The 14553-nt window shown below is 59.0% G+C and carries 20 protein-coding genes; 8 read left to right on the forward strand and 12 right to left on the reverse strand.

The window, feature by feature from the left end; translation table 11 throughout:
• Window positions 1–60: 60 nt before the first annotated feature.
• Window positions 61–468, forward strand: coding sequence for a hypothetical protein (locus tag AC07SQ_RS26640; protein WP_157755156.1), 408 nt, complete (start codon window positions 61–63; stop codon window positions 466–468).
• A gap of 65 nt (window positions 469–533) precedes the next feature.
• Here AC07SQ_RS26640 and AC07SQ_RS26645 read toward each other — a convergent pair whose 3' ends face one another.
• Together AC07SQ_RS26645 and AC07SQ_RS26650 are read right to left on the reverse strand one after the other, a co-directional pair.
• A complete protein-coding gene (locus AC07SQ_RS26645; protein ID WP_495271846.1) occupies window positions 534–1088 on the reverse strand; it encodes a hypothetical protein in 555 nt (184 codons plus the stop codon).
• A gap of 13 nt (window positions 1089–1101) precedes the next feature.
• Complete coding sequence (locus AC07SQ_RS26650) at window positions 1102–1563, reverse strand: hypothetical protein (RefSeq protein ID WP_095746400.1); 462 nt, start codon at window positions 1561–1563, stop codon at window positions 1102–1104.
• A gap of 176 nt (window positions 1564–1739) precedes the next feature.
• Here AC07SQ_RS26650 and AC07SQ_RS26655 point away from each other — a divergent pair, with 176 nt between their 5' ends.
• Window positions 1740–2009 carry a helix-turn-helix domain-containing protein gene (locus AC07SQ_RS26655; protein WP_167395058.1) on the forward strand — a complete coding sequence of 90 codons (270 nt, stop codon included), beginning with the start codon at window positions 1740–1742 and terminating at the stop codon, window positions 2007–2009.
• A 27-nt stretch (window positions 2010–2036) separates the two neighbouring features.
• The gene (locus AC07SQ_RS26660) at window positions 2037–2315 is read left to right on the forward strand and encodes a hypothetical protein (RefSeq protein ID WP_240531176.1); all 279 of its coding nucleotides are present in this window, start codon (window positions 2037–2039) and stop codon (window positions 2313–2315) included.
• A 381-nt stretch (window positions 2316–2696) separates the two neighbouring features.
• Here AC07SQ_RS26660 and merB read toward each other — a convergent pair whose 3' ends face one another.
• From merB to merT, 5 genes are read right to left on the reverse strand one after another with little or no spacing between them, the layout of a single operon-like run.
• Window positions 2697–3353: an organomercurial lyase MerB gene (gene merB, locus AC07SQ_RS26665; RefSeq protein WP_240531177.1), complete on the reverse strand. Its 657-nt coding sequence runs from the start codon at window positions 3351–3353 to the stop codon at window positions 2697–2699.
• 9 nt (window positions 3354–3362) lie between these two features.
• Window positions 3363–4997, reverse strand: coding sequence for a mercury(II) reductase (merA, locus tag AC07SQ_RS26670; RefSeq protein WP_095746401.1), 1635 nt, complete (start codon window positions 4995–4997; stop codon window positions 3363–3365).
• Window positions 4998–5028: 31 nt separating this feature from the next.
• Window positions 5029–5433, reverse strand: coding sequence for an organomercurial transporter MerC (gene merC / locus AC07SQ_RS26675; RefSeq protein WP_095746402.1), 405 nt, complete (start codon window positions 5431–5433; stop codon window positions 5029–5031).
• Window positions 5434–5443: 10 nt separating this feature from the next.
• Window positions 5444–5722, reverse strand: coding sequence for a mercury resistance system periplasmic binding protein MerP (gene merP, locus AC07SQ_RS26680; RefSeq protein WP_095746403.1), 279 nt, complete (start codon window positions 5720–5722; stop codon window positions 5444–5446).
• Window positions 5723–5734: 12 nt separating this feature from the next.
• On the reverse strand, window positions 5735–6085 hold the full coding sequence (merT, locus tag AC07SQ_RS26685) for a mercuric ion transporter MerT (RefSeq protein ID WP_095747697.1): 351 nt from the start codon (window positions 6083–6085) through the stop codon (window positions 5735–5737).
• A gap of 74 nt (window positions 6086–6159) precedes the next feature.
• On the opposite strand from merT, the gene merR reads away from it, so the two are divergent.
• Entirely contained in the window at window positions 6160–6573 is a 414-nt protein-coding gene (gene merR / locus AC07SQ_RS26690) for a mercury resistance transcriptional regulator MerR (RefSeq protein ID WP_095746404.1), read from the forward strand.
• Window positions 6574–6852: 279 nt separating this feature from the next.
• Here the strand turns inward: merR and AC07SQ_RS26695 are convergent, their stop codons facing one another.
• A complete protein-coding gene (locus tag AC07SQ_RS26695; RefSeq protein ID WP_495271847.1) occupies window positions 6853–7926 on the reverse strand; it encodes a tyrosine-type recombinase/integrase in 1074 nt (357 codons plus the stop codon).
• A 339-nt stretch (window positions 7927–8265) separates the two neighbouring features.
• Between AC07SQ_RS26695 and AC07SQ_RS26700 the strand changes: the two genes are divergently transcribed.
• Window positions 8266–10992, forward strand: a complete 2727-nt coding sequence (locus tag AC07SQ_RS26700) for a hypothetical protein (RefSeq protein ID WP_495271848.1) — start codon at window positions 8266–8268, stop codon at window positions 10990–10992.
• 211 nt (window positions 10993–11203) lie between these two features.
• Here the strand turns inward: AC07SQ_RS26700 and AC07SQ_RS26705 are convergent, their stop codons facing one another.
• Together AC07SQ_RS26705 and AC07SQ_RS26710 are read right to left on the reverse strand one after the other, a co-directional pair.
• A complete protein-coding gene (locus AC07SQ_RS26705; protein WP_206167802.1) occupies window positions 11204–11578 on the reverse strand; it encodes a hypothetical protein in 375 nt (124 codons plus the stop codon).
• Window positions 11550–11765: a hypothetical protein gene (locus tag AC07SQ_RS26710; RefSeq protein ID WP_095746407.1), complete on the reverse strand. Its 216-nt coding sequence runs from the start codon at window positions 11763–11765 to the stop codon at window positions 11550–11552. The genes AC07SQ_RS26705 and AC07SQ_RS26710 overlap by 29 nt, the downstream gene beginning before the upstream one ends.
• A gap of 106 nt (window positions 11766–11871) precedes the next feature.
• Here AC07SQ_RS26710 and AC07SQ_RS26715 point away from each other — a divergent pair, with 106 nt between their 5' ends.
• Window positions 11872–12210, forward strand: a complete 339-nt coding sequence (locus AC07SQ_RS26715; RefSeq protein ID WP_495271849.1) for a hypothetical protein — start codon at window positions 11872–11874, stop codon at window positions 12208–12210.
• 15 nt (window positions 12211–12225) lie between these two features.
• Here AC07SQ_RS26715 and AC07SQ_RS26720 read toward each other — a convergent pair whose 3' ends face one another.
• Entirely contained in the window at window positions 12226–12870 is a 645-nt protein-coding gene (locus AC07SQ_RS26720; RefSeq protein ID WP_095746409.1) for a hypothetical protein, read from the reverse strand.
• 138 nt (window positions 12871–13008) lie between these two features.
• On the opposite strand from AC07SQ_RS26720, the gene AC07SQ_RS26725 reads away from it, so the two are divergent.
• Together AC07SQ_RS26725 and AC07SQ_RS26730 are read left to right on the forward strand one after the other, a co-directional pair.
• Entirely contained in the window at window positions 13009–13371 is a 363-nt protein-coding gene (locus AC07SQ_RS26725; protein WP_157755160.1) for a hypothetical protein, read from the forward strand.
• A gap of 64 nt (window positions 13372–13435) precedes the next feature.
• The gene (locus tag AC07SQ_RS26730) at window positions 13436–13855 is read left to right on the forward strand and encodes a hypothetical protein (protein WP_495271850.1); all 420 of its coding nucleotides are present in this window, start codon (window positions 13436–13438) and stop codon (window positions 13853–13855) included.
• A gap of 74 nt (window positions 13856–13929) precedes the next feature.
• Here AC07SQ_RS26730 and AC07SQ_RS26735 read toward each other — a convergent pair whose 3' ends face one another.
• Window positions 13930–14532, reverse strand: a complete 603-nt coding sequence (locus AC07SQ_RS26735) for an NADAR family anti-phage protein (RefSeq protein WP_495271851.1) — start codon at window positions 14530–14532, stop codon at window positions 13930–13932.
• Between the last annotated feature and the right edge of the window lie 21 nt (window positions 14533–14553).

Below are 14553 nucleotides of genomic sequence, written 5' to 3' on the forward strand. Positions count from 1 at the left end.
ATGCACTGATTCACAGCGCATCTCAACCCCGGTTGAGTCATCCAACGAAAGGAGTTTTCAATGAACGCAACCAACACGACTGTCCCGCTCGCAAACCCCAGCGAGACGGGAGGCATGAACTTTGTACCTCGAAGAGTCGATCTACGCGCCGAACGTCGCGCTCGCTTTATCAAAGGCGTACAACGGCAGATCAAACGCCTTGACCAGTTCCAGATCGAGCCATCGTCACGGGACTGGTTTGAACTACTTGACGAGGTTGACGGGGGAAGCATTCGTGGCCCCAAGTGCATCGCCTCGCTGCGCAACGGCTCGAAGGCCATGCCTCTTACTTCTGACGGGGCGACGCATGTCAGCTTCGACACCACATTCGACGCAGTCACCTTCTACTATGAGGCCATCCACGCATGCAAGAACGGGGAGCTGGACGAGTTGCTTGCTGCCACCCCAGGCAAAGCCCGAAGAGCGTGATCAATCGGGGCGGGATTCAGCGCCCCACCATGAGCGGCCCAGCTTCGCGCTGGGCCGCTTTCATTTCACCGTCCGAAGATCTTTCGAACGATTGACGGCCCCAGCAGTCCCGTCAGGAACGGGTGGCGTTCGATCAGCTTCTTGCCCTGTGCAAATGCGCTGGATTCCTCGACTGTCTGCGCAACGTTGTCGATGCTGTCGATCAACTGCCGGTGACGGTCATCCTCGCGTTCCATCTGCAGCGTCTGGAGCTTCGTGGTCGCATCGATGCTCTGCCTGATCGACCACTCAGTGTCCATCTCGACCTTGGTCTGCTTCTCAACCATGTCCGCGAACTCGGGATGGCCCTTGCCGTAGGCGCGCGAAACGAAGTCTTCTGCCTTCTGTTTCGCATCGTCCTCGTAGAGGTCCATTGCCTCGTGGTCCATCAACTGGTTGATGCGCTCCTCGTAGCAGTCCAGCTCCAAGTTCGACATCTTGTAGCCGGACACGAGGGCCGCCAGCTCTTCCGAGGTCTGGCACCGATAGACCGCCGTATTGAAGGACACCCCGAAGTGCGGGTTGTCTTCCCAGATTTCGAGTTCGCGTTCGGGCGGCGGTGTGCGTGAGAACAGTCCCATGTGTTCTCTCTCTTTACTTCGCTTGACCGACTCGAACGAGCTGATTCTTCATGATGGGGCTCTCCGGGTCCATCGAACAGACGACCGCCGTTGCAACGTCCGGTGACTGCGTCCCGAACGGCATCTGTACCCGTTTCTTCTGCCCCGGCAACAGTCCAGAGACAAGCACGTAGGTGTTGCCGAGCAACACACCGTCCCTGCCATACCCCCATGCTTGAAGGTCTGCCCTGAGTGCTACCTGCGCAGTGTTCTCGACGACGCATTCAAGGATCGGGATCGGCGAGGCGATCTTGCAGTCCGAAATACGAACTGGTTCGGGACACATTGCCACCTCATAGGTCTGCCCTTGGCCTTGACTCGCGACAGCGTCTGCGGTGCCGGAATGACTTCGACCAACAAGGTAATCGATCCCATGTGCTCCTGCCAGGACGACCGCGAACGCAGCAGCCGTGTAGACGAATTTCTTCTTGTCCATGAATTGAATTTCTCCTCGACTCGTTGACTTGTAGATGCGCCGGACGCGAGGGTGACCCTCGCGTCAAAGCCACGACCAAGGTGGTCGTGATGCCGTTCAAGTAGCCGGCTCCCTCACTTTCCCGGCATGAATCGAATCCTTCAACGACAATAGCGGTACATGGACCGTGGCCTCATATGCATCATATCCATAACCATCAAGGGGTGCCAAACCTCTCCAGTCATCGTCAAGATCCGCAGCTTGTGGCGCTTGGCATGGCCATTCGACGCATCCGTCAGGCGAGCAAGATTTCGCAGGAGAAGCTCGCGCTCACAGCCGAACTGGACCGCAGCTATGTCGGTCGTGTGGAGCGAGGGGACAACAACGTCGCCGTCCTGACGCTGTCACGTGTAGCCGCCGCGCTGGGCGTCACGATGAGTCAGCTACTGGTTGAAGCAGGTCTGTAGACTTTGCAGTTCCATGCGAAGACGACCATGACGATGCAGCCCGCTGACGACGACGAACCACCCTACGTGAAATCACCGCTGAGCCGGCGCCTCACCCGCCACGGGGTGACGGTGCAGGTTGAGATCTATGGGGACGGAGAAGGCAAATGGATTCTCGAAGTGGTGGATGCCCATTGGTCATCTCACGTCTGGGACGATCACTTCGAAACTGACCAGCAGGCTCTTGCCGAAGCGATCCGTGCCCTGGAAGAGGAGACGATCGATTTCATTGACCCACCACCTCCGGAATCAGGCAACCTTCACTGACCTTGCGAAGATCGATTGGGGCACCGTTCCCATGATGAAGCAGCCGATCCTCTTCAAACCCGTTACTTTTCTTGAAGATCGATCTGACAGCCCTCGACCTGCTCAGATGCCTTCAGGACTAACCAACGACTGGTAAGAGAAGTCATACCAGTTTTGCACCGAGCGTCGGAGACCCGCGCCGTTGCGGGCTCTACAGTCATAGGCCCTGAGCTTCGATAGAACTGCAGCGGTTGTTCCAGGCGAACAGCCGAATCGGCCCCACTCCCGCCGGTCAGGACAATGCAGGCAACGACTGGAAAGCGAGTGGAAGCGGTCGTTGCCGCTCGCGGTCGGGCCCAAGGGATTCCTGCGACCGAGGCGAAAGATCGGACACGGCGGTTCTTATCTACTGCCCGCAACAGTACCTTGGGCGAGCCGACGAGCGATCTTCTGACCAAGCGAGAAAGCCGCCTCGACGCTCACGACCTCGACCTCTGGGTGCCGCAGTGCCCATCGATCGCCGTCAGCGCGAGAGGCGAAGAAATGCACCTGGCAGCAGAAAGATTGCCGGATGCCGGCCTGCGGAACCGCAAAGGAAACAGCGGCGTCGGCCGGTTCGACCACGCATAGATCGTGCGGAGCCACCGTCAGCGAGACCGGCATTCCCGTCTCCGGACAGAGAGAGCGTACTTGTGCAGCCTTGCCGATGATGGCCGGGAACATCAAGGTGTCGAGAGCGCACCAGGTGAACAGCTCGCGCCCCTCCACTTCGAAGGCATGCAGCGTTTGCCGCAGCGTGATGCCGTAGCCGACGATGTTGCCTGCCGGGTCGTATTCGATGTCAGGTGCCCGCCGAAGTACCGCGTCGACCTGGTCCAATGACCGCCCTGAGGCTTCAGCCAATACCCGCACAGGCACCGGGGAGCCTTTCGCCAGCTCGCGTAGGAGCGTGCTAAAGACGGGAGCAAAAGCTTCCAGCCTGCTCCCGCCTGACAACCCGTCGATGATGAGCGCCGCGAAATCGCTCTTATCGGTCATTGCTGCCGCACCGCTCTGCATGGAAGTTCCTCAACCTGCGCAGCACGAAAGCTGCGTCACGTCCTTGGTGAAGGTCTGGGCCGTGAGCTTCAAACCTTCGACCATCGTCAAATAGGGGAACAACTGGTCGGTCAGGTCCTGGACCGTCATGCGGGCCCGGATCGCCAGCGCCGCCGTCTGGATCAGTTCGCCCGCTTCTGCGGCAACCGCCTGCACGCCCAGGATTTGACCGGTACCGGCCTCGGCAACGAGCTTGATGAAGCCGCGCGTGTCGAAATTGACCAGGGCGCGCGGCACGTTGTCCAGGGTCAACGTGCGGCTCTCTGTCTCGATCCCCGCTTGACGCGCTTCGGTCTCGGTGTAGCCGACGGTCGCTACCTGCGGATCGGTGAACACGACAGCCGGCATCGCCGTTAAATCGAGTTCAGCCTTGCCGCCCATCATGTTGACGGCCGCGCGCGTCCCGGCCGCCGCGGCGACATAGACGAACTGCGGTTGGTCCGTGCAGTCGCCGGCCGCATAGATGCCCTCGACATTGGTTCGCATTCCGCGGTCGATGACGATGGCGCCACGCTCACCGAGCTTTACGCCCGCAGCTTCGAGGTCCAACTCGCCAGTGTTCGGAGAGCGTCCGGTGGCCACCAGCAGTCGCTCCACGCGCAGTTCGCCGCGATTGGTCTTCAGCACGAACTCGCCGCCGGTGTAGGCCACCTGGCTCGCCTCGGTCTGCTCATGCACCGCGATACCTTCATCGCGAAACGCGGCAGCGACCGCCTCGCCGATGGCCGGATCTTCCTGGGAAAAAAGTCTGCTACGCGCCAGGATGGTGACTTGGCTGCCCAGCCGGGCGAACGCCTGGGCAAGCTCCAGCGCCACCACGGACGCGCCGATCACCGCCAAGCGTTGGGGGATCACATCGGAGGCCAGGGCTTCGGTTGAGGTCCAGTACGGTGTTTCCGTCAGACCCGGGACTGGCGGCACCGCAGCGCTTGCACCGGTGGCCACCAGGCAGCGATCGAAAGACACCTCCCTCTCGCCGCCTTCGCGCAGCGTCACCATGAGCGTATGGCTGTCCTTGAAGCGCGCGGTGCCGTGCACGACCGAGATGGCCGGCGTGCCGTTCAGGATGTTCTCGTACTTGCCGTGACGCAGTTCGTCCACGCGAGCTTGTTGCTGGGCCAGCAGCCGATCGCGCAGCACGGTCGGCGCCGCCGCGGACAGTCCGGTGTCGAACGGACTCTCGCGGCGCATGTGTGCGACGTGCGCGGCGCGGATCATGATCTTGGACGGCACACAGCCCACATTCACGCAGGTGCCGCCGATCGTGCCGCGTTCGATCAGCGTGACGCGGGCGCCGCTTTCCACCGCCTTGAGCGCCGCTGCCATCGCGGCGCCACCACTACCGATGACAGCGACGTGCAGCGGCTTGCCAAGCAGCCCGGCCGGTGCCGGCGTCGAAGCATCGACACGCAGGGCCCGGTAGCCGGCTGCTGCCACTGCTGTGGTCAGCGCTGCCGGCGATGTGCCTTCGTCGAGCGTGAGCGTGGCCAGTCGGTCCGGGTAAGAAACCGACACCGAGCGAACCCCGGGCACCTCCTGCAGCGCACTGCGCACATGCTCGGCGCACGAGGCACAGGTCATGCCTTCAATTTGCAAGCGGGTCATCGAATTCCTGTCTGTGTAGGTTGAAAAACATTCACTGTCTGCGTGGCAACGCATTTACATCGGGAGCGCACCTGCGGTGCGCCGGCGCGAGCAGATCCCAGACCGACACGCCGATCATGATGGCCAAGCCCGCGTAGAGCAGCTTCTCCGCCATGGTGTACGTGGCGAAGAGCACGATGACCGGGCCGACCATGCCCAGCACGCTGCGATGCCACTGGCGATGGCTCAGCCAGCCCAGGGCATTGGCCAGCAAGGCCAGCGCGGCAAACAGCGGCAGGAGCACGGTGATGAACAGGCCCTCGTACTGGTTCAGAAATCCCAGGCCAAGCGCCATCCCCAGGCTGCCGAGCGCCGGAAAGCACCCTGCGCAGCCCATCGCAGAGACAACGCTGCCCAGCGCCCCGGCCTTGTCCCCAACGCGCGCAATCAGTCCCATGGTAGGAGGCCTATTGCTCGGCGGTCGACGGGTACCCCGCGTCCGCCGTGGCCTTGGTCAATGCCTGGATGTTGGTCTTCGCGTCATCGAACGACACGACGGCCTGTTTTTTGTCGAAGCTGACATCGGCCTTGTTCACGCCTTTGACTTTGCTCAGTGCCTGCTTGACCGTGAACGGGCAAGCAGCACAGGTCATGCCCGGTACGGAGAGAGTGACCGTTTGCGGGGTGGCCCACACGGGAGCCGTGAATCCGCCGAGTAGCGCGAGAACGGGGAGCAGCTTTTTCATGACGAGGTCCTTTCAATAGAACAAGGGCAACACATAGGGAAACGCGAGCGCCACGACGATCAGCGCCGCAACGATCCAGAACACGACCTGGTAGCCGAGCCGCGCTTGAGGCACGGCGCAAACCTCCCCGGGCTCGCAGGCCTGCACTGACCGAAAGATGCGGCGATATGCAAAGAACAACGCCACCAACGCCGTCCCCAAGAAAAGTGGCCGGTATGGCTCCAATTCGGACAGGTTTCCGATCCACGCGCCGCTGACACCAAGCGCCATCAGGACCAAGGGGCCGAGGCAGCAGGTCGACGCGAGCAGCGCGGCAAGTCCTCCTGTAATCAGGACCGCTCGACTGCTTTTCGTTTCCGGCATTGCAACCATCCTTTCCAGCTGTTTAATTAACTGGAGTAAGCTTACTTCCGTAGTTAAGTACGGAGTCAAGCGGTATGAATAAGCAGGCGGACAACCTGAGCATCGGCGCATTCGCCGAGACGGCTGGGGTGAACGTGGAGACCATCAGGTTCTACCAGCGCAAGGGACTGCTGCCGCAGCCGGACAGGCCCTACGGAAGTATCCGGCGCTATGGCGAGGTCGACGTGGCGAGGGTTCGGTTCGTCAAGTCCGCCCAGAGCCTGGGTTTCAGCCTCGACGAGGTTGCCAGCCTGCTCGCATTGGACGATGGCACCCATTGCGACGAAGCGCGCCAGGTCGCGGAGGAAAAACTCGCCGATGTGCGCTCCAAGCTAGCCGATCTCCACCGCATCGAGTCAGTTCTGGCCACGTTGGTTGACGACTGCTGTGCGAGTCACGGGACAGTCTCTTGTCCGTTGATTTCAGCGCTGCAGGAGCAGCGGCAGTAACGCCCGGTACACCTTACTGTAGGTGCCCAGAAACCGGAGAGTTATCGACACTAGCTTGGATGCCAAGGAGATCACGATTTCCACGGCGAGGCCCGCTTCCATGGGCAGAGCGGAAGTCGCCGGCGACGGGATGAATGTCCGCAGTTGGCCGACTGCAGTAGGCTGCCATCTTCCCGATCAGCGATCGAAGGACGCAGCAACTCCTTCAGAAATTGACCGGGGATAGCACCTACGAGGCTGCGCTTCGACATCAACTGACCGTGGCCGTTCGCTACGGGTTCAAGCCCTCGCCACCTGATTGAGCCGATTGATCACATCTCGCGCCTTCGATGTGACCTGCCGGGTTTCGAGATGGGCATACCGCATGGTCGTCTTGATGTCGGTATGCCCGAGCACTTCCCGCACCTCATAGACGCTCATTCCGTTCTGGATCAGCCGCGACGCGTGCGTGTGCCGCAACGTGTGGACCTTCACCCCTTCAAGGCCAGCGTTCCGCAGCGCCTTCCGGATCGATCTGGCCTGATAACCCCTCGGCCCACCGTGCTTGTTGACGAACACGTATTGGCCGGCACCTTGTTCTCCCCTCCTCGTCAGCACCTCGAACACGCGATCCGTCATGTACAGGATTGCCTCGTTCTGCACCTTCGGACGCCAAAGATTGATCGACCGATCTTCAAGGTTGATCCGTGACCATTCGATGTTGGCAATCTCGCTGTATCGAGCGCCCGTGTCGAGCAGCAGAATCACGAGGTCATATGCGTCCTGCATCGTTCGCTTGATTTCCTCACGACGATCCTCGTAAGCTGGGTAGTTCTTCACGTCTCGCTTCGGGTCGAGGCACATGAGCAGCCGCTGCTCTTCGTCCGCCGACAGATAGCGCAGTGATGTCTTGGGCATCTTGATCTTCGGGAAGCTCAGTTCGCTCGTCTGGTAGCCGAGCTTGTGCGCAAATTTCCAAGCGCTGCGAATCAGGTTCAGGTGGTGCTTGATCGTCTGCTGATTGACGCCCTCTGCCATCCGAGCGCGTTTGAACCTCTCCAGTTCGTGCGACGTGAGTTCGTCCAGCGGCCTGTTGACCGTCATGAGCCGCGTGACCGTTTTCACGATGCTCAGCAGGCCTCGGTAGCTCGGCGTGCCCTGCTTGGATTCGCAGAACTGCGCCATCGCTGTCTTCAAGGTGATCCGCGTCTTTTCGCCGAGGAAGCGTTCGGCATGCAGCTTCGATTTCCAGTCGATCTCCATCTGCTGCGCCGCCTTCTTGTCCGTCGTACGAGACGAACGGATGTAGGTCTTTCCATTCATCTGGAACTGGATATACCAAGCCTTGCTGTTGCCGCGCTTGATGACGGTCATGGTGGATTCCTTCGGTGGTGGTGTCGGTAAATTCCAGTCCACCATCCCGCCGACCTCGACCAGGGGCAACAGGTTTTTGCGGTACCTTCGACTAAATACCTCTGAACACGGCTGTCAGCCTCCCGAGCACCCGTTCAGTTCCGTCCGAGCCTCCCTGCTTGGCGGCTGTCGCCTGTTCATCTCGCCGCGCGGAACTCGGCGATCATCACCATGAGAAGAACGGAGGAGGCCCATGCGCCCACACATCACCTGTAGTCCTGATTGGACACCCTCGACACTGCCATCACCCCAACTTGAACTCGATCAACTGGAATCCAATCGATTCCAGCGCTGCAAATGATGAAGTTCGGCGTCAACTATTTTCGATCTGTGCATGACGGCGTCCGCGATCGCGTGGATGACTTGGAGTGGGATGAGTTCGCCACCTTCATGAAGAACGAAGGGCACCGTGTCGCACCGACCAAAGATGACGTAAGCCTGTTCAGTGCCACAAAATTCAAGACGCTCGATGCCGTTCTGACGGAGGACCGCCATGGGTATCGAGAGGATCCAGATGGAACACAGATCGTCCGCCGCCAACAACGCAACGCTCTCCAAGTCGAATTACTGATCCTCGACTACGACGGCACGCTGACCCTAGATGAAGCACGGGAGCGCTTCAAAGACTACGAATATCTCGGGTACACGTCGTACGGCCACATGAAGACGCCGGGCACCCACAAGTTCCGCTTGATCTTCCCGTTGTCGCAGCCCATCCCGGCACACAAGACGTTCAACGAATACGAGATGGTGGTGGAGCACGGTGCCTATTACGACCTCTCCGAAGCCTTGATCGAATTCGCACCAGGTTGCGATCCTGTGATCACAAAGACCGTGCAAGCGTATTACTTGCCTTCCGCCCCTTCGGCGCGGATCGCCGACGCCGTGATCTGGCGCAATCATGGCGTCGTACTCGACTGGACGACATGGAGGAAGAACGACGCTCACTACTCGTCATCGGATGCATCGCCGGTTCCACGCAAGGCGAACGGCCAGCCGAATCGAACTCTTGATCCCGATCAAGAATTCACCCATCCGCGCGGAACAATCAAAGCCTCCGACGTGACCCGGCGCATCCAGCACGTGCGCTGCCCGTTCCATGGCGATGCGACCGGGTCAGAGTTTCTTGTGCGCTATGACTCCGGCGTGGTGTGCTTCCAATGCAAACGGTGTGGCCCTTTCACTCTGAGCCCGGCCGTTCGATTACCCAAGGCGGTCATCAAGGATGCATGTCCGACAGATGAGGTCAAGACGCCTGGAGTCGAAATGGAAGAGGTCTGGCTTGACCATACCGACCGCGACCAGATCGAACAACTTCTCGCCGAGGCGAAGAAAGACATCTTGTCCGACAAGGGCGTCGAGTACTTCGGCGCCACGCGGTTCAAATCACATGCCATCTACTTGCCGGAAGGAGCGGGGAAGAGCCAGCTCGCATTGAGCTTCCTCTCGGACTCCGCCTCGCCATATCGCAACCACCTCGTCTTCGCGTGCAAGTCTTGGAAGCAAGTGATCGAGAAGGAGGCATCTTTCCGCCCCAAGCTCAAGGAGATCGGTCGGACATCACAGATTGCGTGGAGCTTCGACGGATCGATCGAGCGCCGTTTCAATGTCAAGGTGAGGCGCGGGAATGGAAAGCCGTTTTCGCCCGGGGATCAGCTCGAAGAAGAAACAATTGCCGAGATCATTCGACGCCATCCCGATCTTTCCGAGCGATTCATCCGCATGACCTGGGCGATCCTCGGAGGCGATTCGCTGCGATTCGAGGCCATGACCGCCCGGGATCGAATCTATGCTGAACCCGCGTCTCCCACAGATGACGAAGACCTGATCTTTGATGATCTCGGCGACGAGCCCCCGGCAATCATTTTCACAACATTCGCGCAACTTCGCCTGGTTGCTGCCAAGCGTGACCGAATCCCACGGAACTGGATCATCTGGTTCGACGACCCGGACCTCGACGAACTGATCGACATCAAGCCACGCCGTGCCGATGCCAAAGGGGACGACAAAAAGGTCAAGACAATCGAGGGGACGAGATATGACGTACGCCCAGCGAAAACATCGCTCGGGTTGCCGTTCATCAGCCACAGGTGCATCTACACGACGACGGAACGGGTGACGCTGCGGCTTCTCGAACACCATCTCAAGGAGCACGGCGACCCATGCACGGTCCACGGCGAGCGCCGCCGCGTCACAGGCGGGCAGATCACGATTCTTGGGACAGACAAGGTCCAGAAGAAATTCGACGCCATCGTTCCGTTGTTGGTTCGGCGCCTCGAAATGGAACACGCCAAGAAGGTCACGTTGATTGCCGACGGAATTCCGGCCGAGTTCAATCACAGCACGAACAAGGGACGAAACGACCTCAAGGACCGGCACCTGCTGGTCGAAGTCAGTCTGCCGCACCCGGCTCAGATCAAGGTGGTGTGCGATGCCCTCGGCTTGCCTTTTGCGCAGCATCGACATCAGATCGGAGCGGAATTGATGCTGGACAAGATGCATCAAGCCATCGGTCGGAATTCCGGGTTTCGAACATCCGGCTTCGAATGCGCGGTGTTGGTAGACAAGAACAGGCACGCCGATCTGGTGAAGAACTGCGGGTATGCGATCGATGGTGAGAACAGCGTCATCGTCGACAAGACAGACAAGATGAGCCGGCGCGACAGTCGCCTTGCGGAATCTGCTTCACCTCTCGTGAAGCAGATTGGATCTTTTCTGAACAACCCGTTCGACTACCTGTCGGATTTGAGGAAGGTCAAGCCGGATATCACCTTCGTTCTCGATCGGATCGCCGATGACACCAAGCGCTTCGATTACATCGCACGACTTCTGGCGGCCTTGACCTCGTTGACACGAGTTCGCTTCGATCTCGATTCGTCCTCTTCATCGACATCACGTCTCGATCGACAGGTCCTGCAGTTGGGAGGATGGGTTTTGACCCAAATTCCGGATGCAAAACGGGGTGGGGTTCTGACGAACTACCGGGAAATTCTCAAGATTTCGGAAATTCCTGAGGTCGAACGATAGACTTTTTCATAACTCCTTGATTTATAACGATTTTCTTATTTTTTCGCCTATCTTTACTTAATATATAAAAATCAAAAATCCCTTATAAATCAACAAGTTAAATTTTTCTCACTCCACCGCTTTCCAAGGGTGGAGGGGGCGACGGAAAAAATGGCGGGAACGAAGGCAAGGTTCATGGCCCCTACCCCCATTCCAGGTGGATTTTTGAGGGTCAAGACCCCGAACCAACTCCCGGTTCAAGACTGGTCCCGTTTTCCTTGCGGGCAGCGTCCTTGGCAGCCTTGCGGCGCACGTTGTACCAGTACGTGAGAGCGCCTTTGTCGGTGAGGGTGGCACCTTCGACGAACGCTGCGACGATCACGTCCTTGGGTTCATCCTTGATCGCGTCGAAGATGGCGCGAGCTGCATCCGCCTTGGACTTGCCCTCTGCGATCAGGACTTTTCCCTGATCGATGGCAGCTCGGATCGTCGGTTTGCTCAGATCGATCTCGATCGGCTCTGACGACTTCGAGGAGGACTCGATCACCTCGGACCCGTTCTCGGCGGTCTCGGTTTGTTCAGTGGTCGCGGCGGGCTTCTTTCCCATGGTAGGTGCTCCAGAGTTGGTTGACGATGTGGCTCGCCTTGGCAGGCGGCATGGTCTCGAAGCCTGGAATGTTTTCGAACAAATCCAGCATCGCCTCTGCAAACTCCTCTTCGGTGAGGCTCGGTCCGAATTGCTCGTCGATGATTGCGAGCAGCGTGTTCCGTGCTTCTTCCAACAAGGTGTGCATAGAGGAATGTTTCTTGACCATGCGCACACCATCCCGCCGAAAACGAGGTCGGACAACAGGGGCGGAACGATAAATACAGGTGCAGAACTCACACGGGAGACGGAACATGCACCTCGCTATCAACGACTACAACCAGAACCAGATCAAGTCGGCACTCGCCGCAAACATTCAGACGGCCATCGGGCTATGGGAAGCCAAGGACTGGCAGACCTACCGGTCCATGCGTGATGTGCTGCTGGCTCTGATCCGCTCAGGCCGCGGTGACGAGGTCGGCATCGAGCAGATGCAGTTCATCTACTTCATCGGCACGCACCTGCGACGCCGTTTCCCGGGTCAGATGCCGGACTGGAGGGCGTTCACTGCCCAGCTACCAGCATCACGCCCGGCTGGCGACAAGGCGTGGCAGATTGCGACTGAGGGCGCTTTCTGGAGCGAGACGCTGTAGTCACGCCCGTGCGCCTCAGTAAACCGGGAACTGACCCTTCTCGACGTTCTGGATCATGGTCTTGGCGCGCTTGATCATCCGCGAGGCAGTGATCGACATCAGCTCTCTCTTGGCCGCTGCCTCTCGGGTGTGATCGTTCACGTCTTCCACGATGTAGCCGGGTGAAATCTTGGCGAGCACACCGATTTCGTACAGCTTTCGCCTAGCTGCATGAGGACGCCGCTGGTTCTCCAACCAGAGGTCATAGCACCTGAGCATCTTCTCTATCAACGGCACATTCGGCGGCCTCGCCAGCGGCAGGTCCACCAACGTTTGATCGATCGCTGGACGCCCTGCCTTGTTCTTCGCCAGTGAACGCACGAGCCTTCCGAAGTCCCGGATCAGGATCGATGACGGGGTGTAGAGATTGACGTAGAGCAGCTTCACGCTCGGGTCGTAGCCGTACTCACCCCACCATTCGTTTGCTTGATGTTCATCGTCCACCGGCACCACCGTGAACGGCTCGGGCGGCAAGAAGTACTCCTTCACCTGCTCCCACCACTGGTCGAACTCCAAGCCGTCAGCGAAGGCAAGGTACTCGCGCGTCCTCTTCGACCACTTCTTGCGGTCGCTGCGCTGGAGGGCCTCGTACCAGAGGCGGTAGGCGGAAATGTTGTCCATTCGCCGATCTTAACAATCCAAATAAATGCGTTTCCTGATAACTGTTAGTGCCGCGCCATCAGCGGTTCAATACACACATGCCTTGATTCACAGGGCATCTCAGCCAGACCGGTTGAGCAACCAACCCAAAGGAGTTTTATGAAGGATGCCAAGACCAATCCCCCCCGCCGCCAAACGGCTTCGAGACGCAACCGCAAGGCTAGCGATCAGTTGAAGTCCTTTCTGGCGATGAGCCCGCACGTCGTTTGCCGTGATGCAGACCTGTCTCCGCAAGGACAAGGCGGTCCGGTTCGCTACGACCCCGAGAAGATCTACGTTCGTGCGGACTACAACGAGAAGCTGGTTCGCAAGGCTGTCGAACTGCGGGAGTCGGGCGCTACGTACGTGATGGTTCACGGCAAGTCCGTGTCGGGTCGGTTTTCGATCAAGCCCGAAACCCCTGAGCCCGGCTTCAGGGTGCGCCGCCTAGATCTGCGCTTCAACCTGGAGATGAAGGCTTAACACCCCCTCTCCAATATCAAGAAACTTTTAGTTAATAAATCTCAACATACACAGGAATATCAAAATGTCTTTTCTTCAAACCCTTCATACCTTCGGCACCATCGAGACCACGCGTTCGTACTCCTACTCCAAGCACCTCGATCCGGTTCAACGTCTTCGCATGAACTTCACCGAGAACGCGAAACGCCAGATCGCGGATGTGAAGAGCGATGCGCCCCTCTCGCCTAACGCATGGGTCTCCAAGAAGGCACTTGGCGGAGGGCGGGTTCAATACAAGGTGTCGCTGCGGGTGGGGCCGCGTCTGATCAAGCTGCCTGAGGGAACCCACGTCACGATTGAATCGAAGGAGAAGGTGATCGAGTTCCTGGAAGGCGCCATCGCCGCGTGCAACGGCGGCGAATTCGATGAGCTTCTTGTGGAGACGTCGGGCAAGGGCAAGATGTCTCCTACGCCTACGATGGATGAAGCGCCGATGAGCAGTTGATGATGGCCCCGTCACCTCGGATTCCGGGGTGGCGTCCTGGCAAGCGACTCAGCCGAAAGGCTGCGGTCGCTTTTTTATTGCGCGAGCGACGACCTGAAGCCGAGCTTCGGAATCGGCTGGCCGTACAGCAGAAAATCAGGGATGGCTAGCGGCTCGACGAAGCCGTGTTCGACATTGCCAGCCTTGATCTCTTCACGCAGACCGACAAGCAGTTGGCCGAGGACGTTCTGGCCCTTCAACGTGTCGTCATCGACAACGAGCGCTCCCCAGAACGGATCCTTGGCCGACTGCTCGACGATTGGCTTGTCCTTCGTCGCCAATAGGAAGCGGCCAAACTCCGTCCGGTTCATCGCCAGCTTCGTCCGCAAGCACCATTCCATGATTGCCACACGCTGCTCATCCCAATCCGCACGAGAACTGCTCTTTCGATGCGGCTTCGATTTCATTTTCGCGGCCATCGGGCTGGCTTCGCTGAGGATCGCCTTCTGGATGTCGGGAAGGTGTGGGTAGCGGCACGCTTGATACAGCGCTTCGCTCGTCAGGATGTGCGTGCCATTGATCTTGATCGGATAGCCGGCAGCCATGTTCGAGAGGTCTCCGAAAGCTTCCCTCGTCTTGTGGAAAACGAGGGCTTCCGAACGCTTGTAAATCTTTGGAGAGAGGTCAATGGTGATCATTGAAGCGGGAACGTGATCGCC

It is taken from the genome of Variovorax sp. GW821-FHT06D12 (assembly GCF_059419205.1).